Source organism: Mesorhizobium sp. dw_380 (genome assembly GCF_018588885.1).
GTDB lineage: Bacteria > Pseudomonadota > Alphaproteobacteria > Rhizobiales > Rhizobiaceae > Mesorhizobium.
Map to the genome: position 1 here is coordinate 230,919 of NZ_JAFFIW010000003.1, position 15,802 is coordinate 246,720.

The 15,802-nt window shown below is 63.7% G+C and carries 16 protein-coding genes; 8 read left to right on the top strand and 8 right to left on the bottom strand.

From position 1 onward, the window contains the following. Positions 1–57: 57 nt before the first annotated feature. Positions 58–1,584 carry an acyl--CoA ligase gene (locus JT360_RS04455; RefSeq protein WP_214470333.1) on the top strand — a complete coding sequence of 509 codons (1,527 nt, stop codon included), beginning with the start codon at positions 58–60 and terminating at the stop codon, positions 1,582–1,584. A gap of 2 nt (positions 1,585–1,586) precedes the next feature. Then, the gene (locus JT360_RS04460) at positions 1,587–2,567 is read left to right on the top strand and encodes a 2-dehydropantoate 2-reductase (protein WP_214470334.1); all 981 of its coding nucleotides are present in this window, start codon (positions 1,587–1,589) and stop codon (positions 2,565–2,567) included. A gap of 62 nt (positions 2,568–2,629) precedes the next feature. Here JT360_RS04460 and JT360_RS04465 read toward each other — a convergent pair whose 3' ends face one another. Then, entirely contained in the window at positions 2,630–3,958 is a 1,329-nt protein-coding gene (locus tag JT360_RS04465) for an NRAMP family divalent metal transporter (RefSeq protein ID WP_352126994.1), read from the bottom strand. Positions 3,959–4,325: 367 nt separating this feature from the next. Between JT360_RS04465 and JT360_RS04470 the strand changes: the two genes are divergently transcribed. Both JT360_RS04470 and JT360_RS04475 read left to right on the top strand, forming a co-directional pair. Continuing rightward, on the top strand, positions 4,326–4,613 hold the full coding sequence (locus JT360_RS04470) for an exopolysaccharide production repressor protein (protein WP_214470335.1): 288 nt from the start codon (positions 4,326–4,328) through the stop codon (positions 4,611–4,613). Positions 4,614–4,646: 33 nt separating this feature from the next. After that, on the top strand, positions 4,647–4,955 hold the full coding sequence (locus JT360_RS04475) for an EthD family reductase (RefSeq protein WP_214470336.1): 309 nt from the start codon (positions 4,647–4,649) through the stop codon (positions 4,953–4,955). Between the two features lie 170 nt (positions 4,956–5,125). On the opposite strand, the gene JT360_RS04480 is transcribed toward JT360_RS04475, so the two are convergent. Genes JT360_RS04480 through JT360_RS04500 form a run of 5 tightly spaced genes read right to left on the bottom strand, consistent with a single transcriptional unit; the run spans position 5,126 to position 9,733 of the window. Next, complete coding sequence (locus JT360_RS04480) at positions 5,126–6,097, bottom strand: branched-chain amino acid ABC transporter permease (protein WP_214470422.1); 972 nt, start codon at positions 6,095–6,097, stop codon at positions 5,126–5,128. A 43-nt stretch (positions 6,098–6,140) separates the two neighbouring features. Beyond that, positions 6,141–7,028, bottom strand: coding sequence for a branched-chain amino acid ABC transporter permease (locus JT360_RS04485; protein ID WP_214470337.1), 888 nt, complete (start codon positions 7,026–7,028; stop codon positions 6,141–6,143). A gap of 7 nt (positions 7,029–7,035) precedes the next feature. Next, the gene (locus tag JT360_RS04490; protein ID WP_214470338.1) at positions 7,036–7,746 is read right to left on the bottom strand and encodes an ABC transporter ATP-binding protein; all 711 of its coding nucleotides are present in this window, start codon (positions 7,744–7,746) and stop codon (positions 7,036–7,038) included. Then, positions 7,739–8,512: an ABC transporter ATP-binding protein gene (locus tag JT360_RS04495; protein ID WP_214470339.1), complete on the bottom strand. Its 774-nt coding sequence runs from the start codon at positions 8,510–8,512 to the stop codon at positions 7,739–7,741. The genes JT360_RS04490 and JT360_RS04495 overlap by 8 nt, the downstream gene beginning before the upstream one ends. Positions 8,513–8,524: 12 nt before the next feature. Beyond that, a complete protein-coding gene (locus tag JT360_RS04500; RefSeq protein WP_214470340.1) occupies positions 8,525–9,733 on the bottom strand; it encodes an ABC transporter substrate-binding protein in 1,209 nt (402 codons plus the stop codon). An 18-nt stretch (positions 9,734–9,751) separates the two neighbouring features. Here JT360_RS04500 and JT360_RS04505 point away from each other — a divergent pair, with 18 nt between their 5' ends. Beyond that, positions 9,752–9,994 carry a hypothetical protein gene (locus tag JT360_RS04505; RefSeq protein ID WP_214470341.1) on the top strand — a complete coding sequence of 81 codons (243 nt, stop codon included), beginning with the start codon at positions 9,752–9,754 and terminating at the stop codon, positions 9,992–9,994. A gap of 80 nt (positions 9,995–10,074) precedes the next feature. On the opposite strand, the gene JT360_RS04510 is transcribed toward JT360_RS04505, so the two are convergent. Continuing rightward, the gene (locus tag JT360_RS04510; protein WP_214470342.1) at positions 10,075–10,578 is read right to left on the bottom strand and encodes a hypothetical protein; all 504 of its coding nucleotides are present in this window, start codon (positions 10,576–10,578) and stop codon (positions 10,075–10,077) included. A 492-nt stretch (positions 10,579–11,070) separates the two neighbouring features. On the opposite strand from JT360_RS04510, the gene JT360_RS04515 reads away from it, so the two are divergent. From JT360_RS04515 to JT360_RS04525, 3 genes are all read left to right on the top strand, one after another. Further along, the gene (locus tag JT360_RS04515) at positions 11,071–11,925 is read left to right on the top strand and encodes a MetQ/NlpA family lipoprotein (protein ID WP_214470343.1); all 855 of its coding nucleotides are present in this window, start codon (positions 11,071–11,073) and stop codon (positions 11,923–11,925) included. Between the two features lie 88 nt (positions 11,926–12,013). Then, positions 12,014–13,102 (top strand): methionine ABC transporter ATP-binding protein, encoded by a 1,089-nt coding sequence (locus tag JT360_RS04520; protein WP_214470344.1) that lies wholly within the window; start codon positions 12,014–12,016, stop codon positions 13,100–13,102. Further along, positions 13,083–13,736 carry a methionine ABC transporter permease gene (locus JT360_RS04525; RefSeq protein ID WP_214470345.1) on the top strand — a complete coding sequence of 218 codons (654 nt, stop codon included), beginning with the start codon at positions 13,083–13,085 and terminating at the stop codon, positions 13,734–13,736. Before JT360_RS04520 ends, JT360_RS04525 begins: the two co-directional genes overlap by 20 nt. Positions 13,737–14,043: 307 nt before the next feature. Here the strand turns inward: JT360_RS04525 and JT360_RS04530 are convergent, their stop codons facing one another. Then, entirely contained in the window at positions 14,044–15,786 is a 1,743-nt protein-coding gene (locus JT360_RS04530; RefSeq protein WP_214470423.1) for a hydantoinase B/oxoprolinase family protein, read from the bottom strand. Between the last annotated feature and the right edge of the window lie 16 nt (positions 15,787–15,802).

Sequence of the window (15,802 nt, forward strand, 5' to 3'; positions counted from 1 at the left end):
GATCGGAATCGTCCCCTGGACTTTCTAGAAGCAGTCGTTTGAACATAGCCGGTGACCATGACCAAAGCTGAAACCCACGCAGACCTTTCCCACCGCCTCGCCGCCGGTGCCGATGATGCTCCGGCGATCCTGGCGCCGGACAGGGCGACACTCACCCATGGTGGGCTGCGTCGCCTGATCGCGGTCACAGCCGAGCGGCTGCATGCGCTCGGCATCGGGCGCGGCGACCGGGTTGCGATCGTGCTGCCGAACGGGCCGGAGATGGCCACCGCCTTTGTCGCGGTGGCGGCGGCCGCCTCGACGGCGCCGCTCAATCCGGCCTATCGGGCGGACGAGCTCGATTTTTATCTGACCGACATCGGCGCCAAGGCGATCCTTGTCGCGGAGAACGAGACCGGGCCGGCGGTGGCGGTGGCCGAGCGCCTCGGCATCGGCGTGCTCAGGCTTGTCGTTCCTCCGGACACTCCCGCCGGCAGCTTCACCATCGCGGGGGCGGCGGTCGGTGCGCAAGCGGCGCCCGACATGCCGAGGGATGACGACATCGCGCTTCTGCTGCACACATCGGGCACGACGTCGCGCCCCAAGCTGGTGCCGCTCAGCCATGCCAACATCGCGGCCTCATCAGCCCATATCGGCGCGACGCTTGCCCTGACAGCCGATGATCGCTGCCTCAACATCATGCCGCTGTTCCACATCCATGGCCTGATCGCGGCCGTGCTGTCGTCGCTGGCAGCGGGCGGCAGCATCTATTGCACGCCGGGCTTCAACGCGCTGCGCTTCTTCCAGTGGCTGAGCGAGGCGCGGCCGAGCTGGTATACGGCGGTGCCGACCATGCATCAGGCGATCCTGCCCCGGGCGGCGCGCAATGCCGAGGCGCTGGCGGGCGCGCGTCTGCGCTTCATCCGCTCGTCCTCGGCGTCATTGCCGGCGCAAGTGATGGCCGAACTGGAAGCCACCTTCGGCTGCCCGGTGATAGAATCCTACGGGATGACCGAAGCCGCCCACCAGATGGCGTCGAACCGGCTGCCGCCGGGCCTGCGCAAGCCGGGCAGCGTCGGCGCCGGCGCCGGGCCGGAGGTTGCGGTGATGGCGCCTGACGGGCGGCTGCTGCAAGCCGGCGAAACCGGCGAGATCGTCATTCGCGGCCCCAATGTCACGGCGGGCTACGAGAAGAACCCGGACGCCAATGCCACGGCCTTCGCGCATGGCTGGTTCCACACCGGCGACCAGGGTGCGCTCGACGAGGACGCCTATCTCAGGGTTACCGGGCGGCTCAAGGAGATCATCAACCGTGGCGGCGAAAAGATCTCGCCGCTCGAGGTCGACGACGTGCTGATGGACCACCCGGCGGTGGCGCAGGTCGTCACCTTCGCCATGCCGCATGACAAGCTTGGCGAGGAGGTGGCGGCGGCGGTGGTGCTGCGCGAAGGCATGAGCGCCAGCGAAGGCGATATCCGCGCTCACGCCGCGACGCGGCTCGCCGACTTCAAGGTGCCACGCAAGGTGCTGATCCTGGACGAGATCCCCAAGGGCGCGACCGGTAAGCTGCAGCGCATCGGCCTCGCCGCCAAACTCGGGCTTTGACGATGAAGATCACCATCTTCGGCGCCGGCGCGATCGGCGGCTACCTCGCCGCAAGGCTGGCGATCGCCGGCCGCACCGATCTGTCGATCGTCGCGCGCGGCGCCCATCTCGAAGCGATCAAGGCAAATGGCCTGCGCCTGATCGAGGACGGCCAGGAATCGGTGGCGCCGGTGAGAGCCGCCGCGAAGGCCGAGGAACTCGGCGTCCAGGACTATGTCGTGCTGGCGCTGAAAGCCCATTCGCTGACCCCGGCGCTCGACCAGATCGCGCCGCTGCTTGGGCCCGACACCGCTGTCGTCACCATGCAGAACGGCGTGCCGTGGTGGTATTTCCATGGGGCGGGCGGGCCGCTCGAAGGCACCAGGCTGAACACGGTCGATCCCGGCGGCGCGATCTGGCAGCGGATCGGGCCGGAGCGCGTCATCGGCTCGGTCGTCTATCCCGCCGTCGAGGTCGATGCGCCCGGCCTCATTCGTCATGTCGAGGGCAGGCGCTTCTCGCTCGGCGAGCCCTCTGGCGAGCGCAGCGAACGGGTGACGCTTCTGGCCGAGGAAATGATCAAGGCCGGGCTGCAGGCGCCGGTCCGCGACGACATACGCAGCGAAATCTGGGTCAAGCTGTGGGGCAACCTCTCGTTCAACCCGATCTCGGCGCTGACCGGCAGCACGCTTGCCGCAATCGTCGCCGACAAAGGCACCCGGGCGCTGGCCCGCGCGATGATGGTGGAAGCGCAAGCAATCGGCGAAAGCCTCGGCGTGCGCTTTCCGATATCGGTCGACCGCCGCATCAAGGGCGCCGGCGATGTCGGCGAGCACAAGACCTCGATGCTGCAGGATCTCGAGCGCGGCCGCCCGATGGAGATCGACGCGCTGGTGGGCGCAGTGCAGGAACTTGGCCGGCTAACTGACAAGCCGACGCCGACCATTGATGCGGTGTCGGCGTTGGTGCGGCGGCTGGCGGTGGAGCGCGGGTGTTATGGGTGATGTGGGGGTGACGGACTGAGCCTTGGGGCGCCTGCTGCGCTTCTGTCACACCCATCCCCTTCCTATCTGAAAATGAACATCGCCGCGGTTGCGCCGGCCATGATCGCGGTGACGGCCCATCCGAAAATACGCTGGCCAAGGGTGGCCACGAACCGACCCATCTCGTGCCTGCGCGAAGCTACCACCATCATCGCCGCCATGATCGGTACGGAAATCACGCCGTTGATCACGGCGGTCCAGAACAGGGCCTTTATCGGATCGATCGGCGAATAGTCGACAGCAATGCCGAGTATCGTCGCCAACCCGATCACCACGTAGAAACCCACTGCTTGCCACGGCTTGTTCTCGAGGCCGGTCTTCCAGCCTTGGGATTCGCCGACGGCGTAAGCGGCCGAACCCGCCAAAACGGGGATGGCAAGAAGGCCCGTGCCGATAATGCCAAGACTGAAGAGCTTGAATGCGAATTCGCCAGCTACCGGCCGCAACGCATCGGCGGCATCGGCGGCAGTTTGGATGTCGGTCTTGCCACTGGCGTGCAGTGTGACTGCCGTCGTCAGGATGATGAAGAAGGCGATCAGGTTGGAGAAACCCATACCAATATAGGTGTCCCACTGGATTCGACCCAACTCGGAGCGTGCTTGAGAAGGTTTTCTTAAGAGCGGCTTAGCACCGTCCGCCTCTTCATCCTCCACTTCTTCCGATGCCTGCCAAAAGAAAAGATAGGGGCTGATGGTGGTGCCGATGATAGCAACCACCATTGTGAGCATGTCACCGGTGAAACTGAGCTGGGGCACAAACGTGCGCAAGACGACGTCGCCCCAGTCAATATGAACGGTAAAAATCAGTCCGACATAGGCGAACAACACCAGCGTCAGCCATTTCAAATAGCGGACATACCGGTGATATGGGATGAACAGCTGCAGGACGAGCGAGACGAAGGCAAATCCAAAGGTGAATGCATGCTGACCCCAGCCAAGCACCAGTTTTGCAGCCGCACCCATCGCCGCCAGATCGGCGCCGATATTGATCGTGTTGGCGATGAACAGCAGGGCCACCAAGATCACAACGATCCAAGCCGGAAAGACGCGGCCCATATTGGTTGCAAGCCCGTGTCCCGTAACGCGGCCGATCCGGGCGCTGATCATCTGTATCGCGCTCATGAGGGGATAAGTGAAGACCATGCTCCAAAGCATGTTCATGCCAAACTGCGCGCCGGCTTGCGAATAGGTGGCGATGCCGCTGGGATCGTCGTCGGCGGCTCCGGTGATGAGCCCGGGCCCCAGCCGCTCTATCAGGGCAGCCCGGCGTAGCCGATGCACAACCGATCGATGCAATTCAGGGCTGGAGGACCGTTTTTTAGGGTTGGAAGACCGCTTTGCCTCAACAGTCACCTGCCAACTCCTCCATCCGGATCAGAAGAGCGAAGTTGACGGGGCTTTTTGAGGTCGCCACCGGAACGTCAGCTCTCTGGCTCATGCCTCCTGGAGGCCCGACTGTCCGCACTCGGCCCCAGGGTGACACATTAGCAACAGTTAATATTATTTGGAAATCCGGTCTTGCGCCATTGGCATAGGTGTCCCGTAATGGGCCACCTATGTCTGGCACCGCAATTGCATTCTCAGCAATGCCGAGGTCAATGACCCCGGCAGTCGGGGGGTAAACTTTGGGGGGCCCCGCCGCTTCGCAAATGGGGCGGCGGGCTCTTTAACGGCAAACTTCAGAAGCCCTCAAAAACCGCAAACTTTGGGTGCTACAACTATGTATTTTCCCCAATTTCTGGTGGGCATGCTCGGGACGTCATTCATCATGGCGATCTGGGCTGGCGTAGAAACCGGTTCGATCTGGCTGGCGCTCGCTCGGGCTGTCCTCACGCTGATTGTATTGCAGGTTGGATATTTCCTGCTGACATTGGGGCATTTCTATAAGCGCTCGACGAAAAGCACCGAAGTAAAACCGGAGCCTGTCAATCCTGCTCAGCCGCTTCGATTGAGGGGGCGCCACCATTTGCCAGTGCCTTCGCTGAGGGGTACTCTTTCGCGCAAATAGCCGGCGCTGGGTGTCGTTTCAAAAAGGGGGCGTATGGCCAGGCTTGTCGCACTCTACAAAACGCCAAAAGACCGGACCGCATTCGACCGTTACTATTTTTCGACCCACATTCCGCTGGCCAAAACGATTCCCGGCTTGAGAAAATACGAGATCAGCGACGGCGGGGGCCATTCCCCGGATGGGCCCTCAGGCTATCATCTTGTGGCTATCCTCCACTTCGATTCCGTCGCGGACATTAAAGCCGCGCTTGCCTCTCCGGAGGGGCAGGCCACCGCGGCCGATCTTGGCAATTTCGCAGATGGCGGAGTGGAGCTTTTGCTCTTCGAGACTAGGGAAGTCTGAGCCTCGCCCACCACCAAGCGGTCCGGGCGGTGTGTCTCGACAATGGGCACCAGTTCGCAGATTTCCTCTCTCATCACGGCGACGCGGTAGCGGCGCACCACCGGCCGATCATGGTTGATGAACCGCCTAGCGCGATCCCCTCGTCGCGCGCGCAATCGATCCCGAGCTGATCACCCCTTCCCCGCCCGCCCGAGCACCCGCGCATAAAGCTCGCCGACGATGCCGCGGCGGAAGATCAGCACGCAGACCATGAAGATCAGGCCGGTGGCGATGGTCACCGGAAAGCCGGAGGTGGCAAGCGTGTTTTCCAGTCCGACGACCAGGCTGGCGCCGATGACCGGGCCGACCATCGTGCCGATGCCGCCGAGAAGCGTCATCAGGATCACCTCGCCCGACATCTGCCAGGTGACGTCGGTCAGCGTGGCGAACTGGAAGACGATCGCCTTGAGGGACCCGGCCAGGCCGGCCAGTGCCGCCGACATGATGAAGGCGGCAAGCTTGTAGCTGGCGACGGAATAGCCCAGCGAAATGGCGCGATTTTCGTTTTCCCGGATCGAGCGCAGGATCATGCCGAAGGGCGAATTGACGATGCGCCAGATGGCGAAGACGCCGAGCAGGAACACCGCCAGCACGAAATAATACATGTTGATCGAGACGTTCAGGTCGAGGACGCCGAGCAGGACGCCGCGCGGCACGCCTTGGATGCCGTCCTCGCCTTGGGTGAAGGGCGCCTGCACGCAGAAGAAGAAGAACATCTGCGACAGCGCCAGCGTGATCATGGCGAAATAGATGCCTTGCCGGCGAATGGCGAAGAAGCCCATGACGAGGCCGAGCAGCGCGGCACCCGCCATGCCGAGCAGGATGCCGGCTTCCGGCGGCCAGCCCCACACCTTGACGGCATGCGCGGTGAAGTAGGCGGCGCCGCCGAAGAAGGTGGCGTGGCCGAACGACAGCAGGCCGGTATAGCCGAGCAGGAGATTGAACGCGCAGGCGAACAGCGCGAAACACAGCATCTTCATCAGGAAGATCGGATAGACGAAGAACGGCGCCGCCAGCAGCGCCAGTATGGCGAGCCCGACCAGCGTCCATTCGAGCCATGCGGGGGTTCTGGCCGATGTCTCGCGAAGCGTCAGCTCGGCCATGTCAGATGTTTCTTCCAACATCTCGGATGTCCCTTCCGACATTTCAGGCGTCCCTTCCGAACAGGCCGGCCGGCCGCACCAGAAGCACGATCGCCATGATGACGAAGACCACGAGGTTGGAAGCCTCGGGGTAGAAGACCTTGGTCAGGCCCTCGGCGAGACCAAGCATGTAGCCGGTGACGATCGCGCCGAGGATCGACCCCATGCCGCCGACCACGACCACCGCGAAGACGACGATGATGAGATCCGATCCCATCAGCGGACTGACCTGATAGACGGGTGCGGCCAGAATTCCGGCAAGCCCGGCAAGGGCGGAGCCGAGGCCATAGGTAAGCGTCAGCAGCAGCGGCACGTTGACGCCGAAGGCCTGGACGAGATGGGGATTTTCGGTTGCCGCGCGCAGGTAGGAACCAAGCCTGGTCTTCTCGATCAACGCCCAGGTTCCGAAGCAGACGATCAGCGAGGCGACCACGACCCAGCCGCGATAATTGGGCAGGAACATGAAGCCGAGATTCGTGCCTCCCGAAAGCAGCGGCGGCACGGCGTAGGGGTTTCCCGACACGCCGTAGTAGTAGCGGAATATGCCTTCGAGCACGAGGGCGAGGCCGAAGGTGAAGAGCAGGCCGTAGAGCGGATCGGTGTCGTAAAGCCGCGACAATGCCAGGCGCTCGACGACGATGCCGAACAGGCCGACGATCAGCGGTGCAAGGATCAGAGCGGGCCAATAGCCGATGCCGAGATAGGTGAGCAGCAGGTAACCGATGAAGGCGCCCAGCATGTACTGGGCGCCATGGGCGAAATTGATGACGCGCAGCAGGCCGAATATGACGGCCAGGCCCAGGCTCAGCATGGCGTAGAAGGAGCCGTTGATCAGCCCGACCAGCAGTTGGCCGAGGAATGCCTGGACGGGGATGCCGAAGATCATCGTCATGGCGCCATCATACTCCCAGCACCTCATGGAGCTGCGTCATACGGTCAGCCAGTTCGCCGGTCGGGAACCCGCCGACGATCTTGCCGTGTTCCATAAGATAGAAACGATCGGCGACACGGCTGGCGAAGCGGAAGTTCTGCTCGACCAGCAGGATCGTCATGCCGCGCTTTTTCAGCGTCGCCAGCAATTCGCCGATACGCTGCACGATGACAGGAGCCAGGCCCTCGGTCGGCTCGTCGAGAAGCAGCATCTTCACCCCGGTCCGCAACATGCGCGCGATCGCCAGCATCTGCTGTTCGCCACCCGAGAGCCTGGTGCCGGGACTGTTGCGCCGCTCCTTCAGATTGGGGAAGAGATCGAATATCTCCTCGACGCTCATGCCGCCCTCGGCGACGACCGGCGGCAGCACCAGGTTCTCATCGACTGTCAGGGTCGCGAAGATACCGCGCTCCTCCGGCACGAAGCCGATGCCTTGATGCGCGGTGCGGTGCAGCGGCAGCCGCATCAGATCCGCACCATCGAAAACGATCTGGCCGCTTCGCTGGCGGATCAGCCCCATGATGGCGCGCAGCGTCGTCGTCTTGCCAACGCCGTTGCGGCCAAGCAGCGTCACCGTCTCGCCGGCAAACACCTGGAGATCGACGCCGTGCAGCGCATGGCCCTCGCCGTACCAGGCGTTGAGACCACGGACCGCAAGCAGGGGCGCGGCGCTAGTCATCGGCGGTGCCCATATAGGCGACCTTCACGCGTTCGTCGCGGCTGACGGTGGCGTAGTCGCCGGCCGCCAACACCTCGCCGCGCTGCATGACGGTTATCCAGTCGCAAAGGTCGGCGACGACAGTCAGATTGTGCTCGACCATCAGAACCGCGCGGTCCCTCGCCACCGAACGGATGAGATCGGAAACCGTGGCCACGTCCTCATGCCCCATGCCGGCCATCGGCTCGTCCAGCAGCAGCACTTTCGGATCGAGCGCCAGGGTCGTGGCGATCTCGAGCACGCGTTTCCTGCCATAGGAAAGATCGCCGGCCAGCCTGTTCCTGGCATCGTCGAGGCCGACCGCGCGCAGCAGTTCCATGGCGCGCGGCGTCAACCGGTCGAGCGCCGACAGCGAGCGCCAGAACTGAACGGCAAGCCCGCCAGGCCGCTGCAGAGCGACGCGCACATTGTCGAGCACGCTGAGATGCGGAAAAATCGCCGATATCTGGAACGAGCGCACCAGCCCCATGCGCGCCACCCTTGCCGGCGGCGTGCGGGTGATGTCGTGGCCGAGCAGTTCGATCCTGCCGCTGGTCGGCGCCAGGAACTTGGTAAGCAGGTTGAAGACCGTCGTCTTGCCGGCGCCATTGGGACCGATCAAGGCATGGATGTTGCGATGGCGGACATCGAGGTCGACATTCCTGACGGCGACGAAACCCGCGAAGTCGCGCCGCAGCCCGCGGGCGGACAGCACCACAAGCGGTTCGTCGAGGTCAGGCGCCGCCATCGGCCGCGCCGATCACTGCGACGCCGTTGGACAGCCGCTTTCCTTCTCGCTCAGGAAGGCCTCGTTGCCGGGGATGGTGGTGAGATATTTATAGTAGTCCCAATCCTTGCTGCTCTCGCCGGGCGCCTTGACCTGGTAGAGATACATGTCGTGGACCATGTTGCCGTCGGACTGGACCTTGCCGTTGGCGGTAAAGACGTCATTCACCGGCATCGAATGCAATTGCTTGGCCACGGCCTCGGTCTCGTCGGTGCCGGCCTTGTCGATCGCTTTCAGATACTGCGTCACCGCCGAATAGGTCGCGGCCTGGATCATGTTCGGCATGCGGTTGGTGCGCTTGAAAAAGCGCTGCCCGAACTCGCGGCTCTTGTCGTCGCGATCCCAGTAATACCCCTCGGTCAGCACGACGCCTTGCGCGGCCTGAAGGCCCAGCCCATGCACCTCGGCCAGCGTGAACAGAAGTGCCGCAAGGCGCTGGCCGCCCTGGACGATGCCGAATTCGGCGGCCTGCTTGATGGAATTAGAGGTGTCGAGGCCGGCATTCGCCAGCCCGATGACCTTGGCGCCCGACGATTGCGCCTGCAGCAGGAAGGATGAATAGTCGGTCGCCCCAAGCGGATAGCGCACCTCGCCCAACACCTTGCCGCCGTGGCTCTCGACGAACTTGGCGGTCTGTTCCTTGAGCGAATAGCCGAAGGCATAGTCGACGGTGACGAAAAACCAGCTGTCGCCGCCCTGCTGCACGAGAGAGCCGCCGGTTCCGACCGCCTGCGAATGGGTGTCGTAGGCCCAGTGGAACCCGTAGGGCGAGCATTGCTTGCCGGTGAGGTCGGTGGTCGCCGCGCCGGTAACGATATCGATTTTCTTCTTTTCCTTGGAAATGCCCTGGACGGCGAGCGCGACCGAGGAGGTCGTCAGCTCCATGATGGCATCGACCTGTTCGGTGTCATACCACTGCCGCGCGATGTTGGAGGCGATATCGGGCTTGTTCTGGTGATCGGCGCTGATGATCTCGACCGGCGCGCCCTGCACCTTGCCGCCGAAATCCTCGACCGCCATCTTGGCCGCCTCGACCGACCATTTGCCGCCGAAATCGGCATAGACGCCCGATTGGTCGTTGAGGATGCCGATCTTGACCTTGCCATCGGAAATTTCGGCGGCCGAGGCGGGGATTGCGGTTGCGGCAAGGAGCGCGGCGGAAACGAAATAGCATAGCTTCATTGTCTACTTCCTCCCATTATGAACCTGATCGCCCCCCAACGATCACCAGCAAGCGGTATTGAACATGAGCAAGATGAGCATGAACGGCAAGGGGCCGTTGCGGATTTCATGTCCGAAGCGGCGCGGAGTTTTGCGCAGGCAACAAGCTCCTCAGCCCTCAGCGGCGACGAGATGGCCGTTGCCGATATCCTGCAACAGATCGAGCACCCGCGCCTGCACCGGACTGAAAACCGTTTCACACTTTTCCTGGAATTGCTCTAGCGGCAGCCTTACCGGCATCGACATGCAGCGCCACGGCTTGCCATCTGTTTTTCGCTGCCCGGGACGAATCGTGACCTCGGCTACCTGGCTGTCGCTCTCTGATTGTGCTGACGGGGATTGTGCTGGCGGGCATAGGCCACACAGGCGTCCACCGTGCTGACACAAAGCGCGTCGCGCTCGTTCGGCAAATTGTTGTCGCCGGCATAGGCGACTTCTGCGACGCGGCCGCCGACCATGCGAATCTGCGTGTTGCAATAGCCGCCGGGAGCGACATTGACGGAACCGCCGACCGTCGGGATCGCCCCCACGGCCAGGGCGGGAACGACGACGCTGAGATTGCCCCGCTGGACGACACGCTGATAAGTCCAGATCTGCCCGGAGTGGCCGACATCCGCCGTGGCGGTCGGAAACCCCGCGCACATTCGAACGTCGGCTTCGCTGAGGCCGACCATCTCCTTGCGGGCCGCAGCCGCCGTGGGGTCAACCTTGGCGATGCGCGACGTGTCGTCGGGAACGACGCAGGAAGACTGGACGACCACGACGAGGCCAGGAAGGGCAAGCTTTCGAATACAGGAAAATGTCATACCGATTGTCGGATTTGCGTGGCGCCCGGCCGCGTTCTTTACCTAAGCAAACGGGCGAGCGGATCAACCCGTGTGGCTTCACGAAAAAGTGGCCATGGCTGCTGTATCGAGGATTGCGCGTCGCCGCGCTCCGCCCATGTGATGACGAAGCGACGGGCGCTGCGCTAATCGCGAGGGCGGTCTGTCAACGCAAGCGCCGTCAAAACTTCCGGGGCGACGAACCGGCGGACAGTCGGTTTTCGCCGTCGATCAGGTCTCCAGCGGATCGAGCGACAGTCCGGGAACGAGACGCGGCACCTCGCTTCTCCAATCTCGATGCCAAGGTCAGCGGCGTCTTGTGCTCGCTGCCTCAGGATTTTTGAGAGAATATTCCCAACTTTGACGAGATCGGCGAAACACGTTCTTTGATAAGATCGATAGAATTTCTGACGATGTGACCAAGCCTGGGCAATCCGCCTTGCTGCCATGACTTCACAACCGCAGAGATCAATCATGTCCGACGTCAACAACACTTTGCCATCTTCCCCTTGGTCAACCCTGAACCGGCGCACCGGCCTTGCTCTGCTGTTCGCCTCCGCCATCGCGATCGGCAGCCTGATGGCGCCCCATGCATCCTTCGCCGAGGACAAGAAGGCGATCAAGGTCGGCATCATCAGCGGCGAGGACGAGGATGTGTGGCGCGTCGTCGTCGCGCAGGCTGCCGAAAAGGGCCTCACCATCGAGACCGTGGTGTTCAACGACTACACCCAGCCCAACGAGGCGCTGGAGCGCGGCGAGATCGACGCCAACGCCTTCCAGCACCAGCCCTATCTCGACAACCAGATCAAGACGCAGGGCTACCACATCGTGCGCGTCGGTTACACCGGCGTCTGGCCGATCGGCCTCTACTCCAAGAAGCACAAAGCGGTCGCCGACCTGCCCGAGGGCGCGGTGATCGGCGTGCCCAACGACCCGTCCAATGAAGGCCGGGCGCTGCGCGTGCTGCAGAACGAGGGCGTGATCAAGCTGAAGGATGGCACCGGCATTCTCGCCACCACCGCCGACATCGCGGAAAACCCCAAGAAGGTCGAGATCAAGGAACTCGACGCCGGCATCGTCGGCCGCTCGGTCGAGGATCTCGACGCGGCCGTGGTCAACACCGACTGGGCGCTGAAAAGCGGCCTGACGCCTGAAAACCGCATCGCGCAGGAGCCGATCGCGGACAATCCGTACCGCAACTTCATCGCGGTCAAGGTCGGCAATGAAAACGAGGCCTGGGTGAAGACGCTGGTCGCCTCCTACCAGAATGAAGCCGTGAAAGCCGAGTTCGACAAGGTCTACAAGGGCACCGGTCTCAGCGCCTATTGAGACCATCCGGGCCCTGACGTGCCTGCTCCGACAGAAAAGGCGGTCCGCGCAAGGCGCGGGCCGCAATCGTATTTTTCGGGATCCGCGTATGAACCAGCATTTCACCGCAACCGCCGAGGCATCAGGTCAGGCCGACGCACCACCGCAAGACGTGGTGCGCCTTGTCGACCTGAAGCGCCGTTTTGGCGCAACGGCAGCGCTCGACGGCATCTCGCTGACGGTGCGCAAGGGCGAGATTCTCGGCATTATCGGCCGCAGCGGCGCCGGCAAGTCGACATTGATCCGCTGTTTGAACGGGCTGGAGCGGCCTGATTCCGGCGAGGTGGTCATCGAGGGCCGCGAGATCAGCCGGCTCGGCGAGCGCGACCTGCAGCCGCTGCGGCGGCGTATCGGCATGATCTTCCAGCACTTCAACCTGCTGTCGGCCAAGACCGTCGAGGACAATGTAGCGCTGCCGCTGAAGATCGAGGGGCGGCCGAAGGCGGAGCGGCTGGCACGTGCAGCCGAACTGCTCGACCTCGTCGGCCTGTCGGAGAAGGCAAAGGCCTATCCGGCGTCGCTGTCTGGCGGGCAGAAGCAGCGCGTCGGCATCGCCAGGGCGCTGGCCGCGCGCCCGGCGCTGCTCTTGTCGGATGAAGCGACATCGGCGCTCGACCCGGAGACGACGCGGTCGATCCTTGCCTTACTCAGAGACATCAACCGGCAGCTTGGCCTGACCATCCTTTTGATCACGCATGAGATGGAAGTGATCCGCTCGATCGCCGACCGCGTGGCGGTGATCGATGCCGGACGCATTGTCGAGGAAGGGCCGGTCTGGTCGGTGTTCGCCGACCCGCGCTCCGACGTCACACGCAGCCTGCTTGGCGCGATCCGGCCGCGGCTGCCGGCCGAACTGTCGGCGCGGCTACTGCCGGCGGCCGGCGCGGAGACGATCCTGCGCGTCGACGTGGCCGGCGAGGCCGCGCGCGGTCCGTTGCTCTCGGATCTCGCGGCAATCGTCCCTGGTCCGTTCCGCCTGGTCCATGGCGGCATCGACCATGTCCAGCAGCAGCCGGTCGGCACGCTGTTCCTTTCTGTTCCCGGCAGCGATGCAAGGCATCTCGCCGAGGTGATCACATTCCTGAAGACCCGCCAGGCGCGGGTGGAGGTGCTTGGCCATGTCGCCGATTCTGTTTGAGCTTCTGCTGCGGTCGATCTGGGAGACGGTGCTGATGACGGCCGCCTCCGGCCTCATTTCGCTGGTGTTCGGCCTGCCGCTCGGGCTCGCCTTGATCTCCACCGAACGCGGCGGCATTGCCGAAAGCCTGTGGGTCAACCGTGTGCTCGGCGCCGTCATCAACGGCTTCCGCTCGGTACCCTTCATCATCCTTCTGGTGGCGCTGATCCCGCTGACCAGGCTGATCGTCGGCACCTCGATCGGCACCTGGGCGGCCATCGTGCCGCTGTCGATCGCCGCGACGCCCTATTATGCGCGTATCGCCGAAGTGTCGCTGCGCGAGGTCGACCACGGCCTGATCGAGGCAGCGCGCGCCATGGGCGGCAACCGCTGGACGATCATCCGCGAAGTGCTGGTGCCCGAAGCGCTGCCCGGCATCGTCGCCGGCTTTACGGTGACGCTGGTGACGCTGATCGGCGCCTCGGCCATGGCCGGCGCCATCGGTGCCGGTGGCCTCGGCGACCTCGCCATCCGCTATGGCTACCAGCGTTTCGAGACGTCGGTCATGATCGCCGTTGTCATCGTGCTGATCGTGCTGGTCTGCGGCATCCAGTGGGTGGGGGACCGCCTGGTGGCGCGGCTGGATCGCAGATGATGAGCCGGCTTCTCCAAACTTCGTCATCCACGGGCGGAGCAGCCGCGAAGCGGCGTCGCGGAGACCCGAGGATCCATGCCGCGACCTTGCCGAAGGGCAGAGCGGAACAGAATTCCGCACCGTGGTGACGCATTGGAATCGCGGCATGGATCCTCGGGTCTGCGCTGCGTCGCTTCGCTCCTTGCTTCGCCCGTGGATGACGAAGCGATGGGTGCTTCCGCAAATCGCCAATTGTCGAAGCATCTAGCTGCGCAACCCTGCTGCGGCGATCACGGCGCGGTAAGAACGCCGTGCGATCGGCCGTGCTTTAGCCGGCGCGCTGCTTGTCCGTCGCTTTCCGGTCAACGGCAAGTTCGCCCGCCGATAGCACCACCCCAAATTTTTCGCTGGCTTCCGCCGGCGTATAGTATCCCAGCGCCACATCGCGCAGCACCAGATCCGCATCGCGCTTCAGCGGATCGCCATAGCCGCCGCCGCCCGGCGTGCCGACCCGCACCCGGTCGCCGGCCCTGAGCGCGATGTCCTGCTCCTTGGACAAATGCGGCGGCACATGTTCCTCGCCGTTGCGGAAGACGGTCACCGTGTTGACCGCGCCATCCCGGCCGCCAAGCGCGCCTTGCGGGCCGAAACGGCCATGGTCCATGACGAAGGAAGCGCGGGCGTCGCCGCGCAGGATCTCGACCTCATAGGCGAGGCCGAAACCGCCGCGATGCTTGCCGGCGCCGCCCGAGCCTTCGCGCAGGGCATAGTGTCGGTAGAGCACCGGAAAGGCCTGCTCCATGATCTCGACCGGCGGCGACTTGGAAATGCCGATGGTCGAGCAGCCATTGGTCAGGCCGTCATGGCCTGAATTGCCGCCATAGCCGCCGCCGGAGATCTGGTACATGACATAGTCGCGGCCGCGTGCCGGATCGTTGCCGCCGAGCGCGAAATTGCCGCTGGAGCCGGCGGGTGCTGCCGTCACCTTGTCCGGCAATGCCTGTACCATGGCCGCGAACACCGCCTCGGCGATGCGCTGCGACACTTCGGCTGCGCAGCCAGACACCGGTCGCGGATATCTGGCGTCGAGGAAGGTGCCCTCCGGCCGCTTGACCTCAAGCGGCTCGAAAGCGCCGGCGCTGATCGGCACGTCGGGAAAAATGTGGCGCATGGCGAGATAGACAGAGGACAAGGTCGTCGCCAGCACGCTGTTCATCGGCCCGGCGCAGGGCTTTGACGAGCCTGTGAAATCGAAGGTCAGCGTGTCACCCTTTTTCTCGACGGCGAGCGCGATGGTCAGCGGCTCGTTGACCACGCCGTCGGAATCGACGAACGCCTTGGAGCTGTAGGTGCCGTCGGGAATGGCCGCTATGTTGGCGCGCATCTGCTCGGCGGCGCGGCGGCGCAGCTCCGCGATCGCCTCGACTACGGTTTCGTCGCCGTAACGATCGAGGATGCCATTGAGCCGGTCCTGGCCGATCAGCAGTGCCGCGGCTTGGGCCCTGATGTCGCCGATGCGCTGGTCGGCGACGCGGATGTTGGAGCAGATGATGGCGTAGATTTCGGGATCAAGCACGCCCTTCTTGAACAGTTTGACCGGCGGCAATCGCAGGCCTTCCTGCTCGACCGCCGTCGCCGAAGCTGAGAAACCGCCCGGTACGGAGCCGCCAATGTCGGGCCAGTGACCGGTGTTGGATAGCCAGCAGAAGATCTTGCCGTCCCGGTAGACAGGCATGACGAAGCGCACATCCATCAGGTGGGTGCCGCCGAGATAGGGATCGTTGACGATGTAGATGTCGCCCGGCTCCGGAGCCAGGCAGCGACCGTCGGCAATCATCTCGATCACCGTTTTCGTCGAATATTGCATGACGCCGACGAACACCGGCAGGCCCTGGCTGCCTTGCGCGATCAATGAACCATCGACGGCCGAATAGATGCCGTCGGAACGGTCATTGGCCTCGGCGATCACAGGCGAGAAGGCGGCGCGGGAAAAAGTCAGGTCCATCTCGTCGCAGACCTGCTGCAAGGCCGCCTGGAGGACCGAAAGGGTGATGGCGTCGAGCTTTGCCATATCAATGTCAGGCATC

Excerpts from the sequence above, each read along its gene's own strand:
- JT360_RS04485 (WP_214470337.1), bottom strand. The coding sequence starts at position 7,028 with ATGACGATGATCTTCGGCATCCCCGTCCAGGCATTCCTCGGCCAACTG.
- JT360_RS04520 (WP_214470344.1), top strand. The coding sequence starts at position 12,014 with ATGAACCAGCATTTCACCGCAACCGCCGAGGCATCAGGTCAGGCCGAC.
- JT360_RS04525 (WP_214470345.1), top strand. The coding sequence starts at position 13,083 with ATGTCGCCGATTCTGTTTGAGCTTCTGCTGCGGTCGATCTGGGAGACG.
- JT360_RS04480 (WP_214470422.1), bottom strand. The coding sequence starts at position 6,097 with ATGGCCGAGCTGACGCTTCGCGAGACATCGGCCAGAACCCCCGCATGG.
- JT360_RS04470 (WP_214470335.1), top strand. The coding sequence starts at position 4,326 with ATGTATTTTCCCCAATTTCTGGTGGGCATGCTCGGGACGTCATTCATC.
- JT360_RS04500 (WP_214470340.1), bottom strand. The coding sequence starts at position 9,733 with ATGAAGCTATGCTATTTCGTTTCCGCCGCGCTCCTTGCCGCAACCGCA.
- JT360_RS04495 (WP_214470339.1), bottom strand. The coding sequence starts at position 8,512 with ATGGCGGCGCCTGACCTCGACGAACCGCTTGTGGTGCTGTCCGCCCGC.
- JT360_RS04505 (WP_214470341.1), top strand. The coding sequence starts at position 9,752 with ATGAACCTGATCGCCCCCCAACGATCACCAGCAAGCGGTATTGAACAT.
- JT360_RS04515 (WP_214470343.1), top strand. The coding sequence starts at position 11,071 with ATGTCCGACGTCAACAACACTTTGCCATCTTCCCCTTGGTCAACCCTG.
- JT360_RS04530 (WP_214470423.1), bottom strand. The coding sequence starts at position 15,786 with ATGGCAAAGCTCGACGCCATCACCCTTTCGGTCCTCCAGGCGGCCTTG.
- JT360_RS04510 (WP_214470342.1), bottom strand. The coding sequence starts at position 10,578 with ATGACATTTTCCTGTATTCGAAAGCTTGCCCTTCCTGGCCTCGTCGTG.
- JT360_RS04475 (WP_214470336.1), top strand. The coding sequence starts at position 4,647 with ATGGCCAGGCTTGTCGCACTCTACAAAACGCCAAAAGACCGGACCGCA.
- JT360_RS04490 (WP_214470338.1), bottom strand. The coding sequence starts at position 7,746 with ATGACTAGCGCCGCGCCCCTGCTTGCGGTCCGTGGTCTCAACGCCTGG.
- JT360_RS04460 (WP_214470334.1), top strand. The coding sequence starts at position 1,587 with ATGAAGATCACCATCTTCGGCGCCGGCGCGATCGGCGGCTACCTCGCC.
- JT360_RS04455 (WP_214470333.1), top strand. The coding sequence starts at position 58 with ATGACCAAAGCTGAAACCCACGCAGACCTTTCCCACCGCCTCGCCGCC.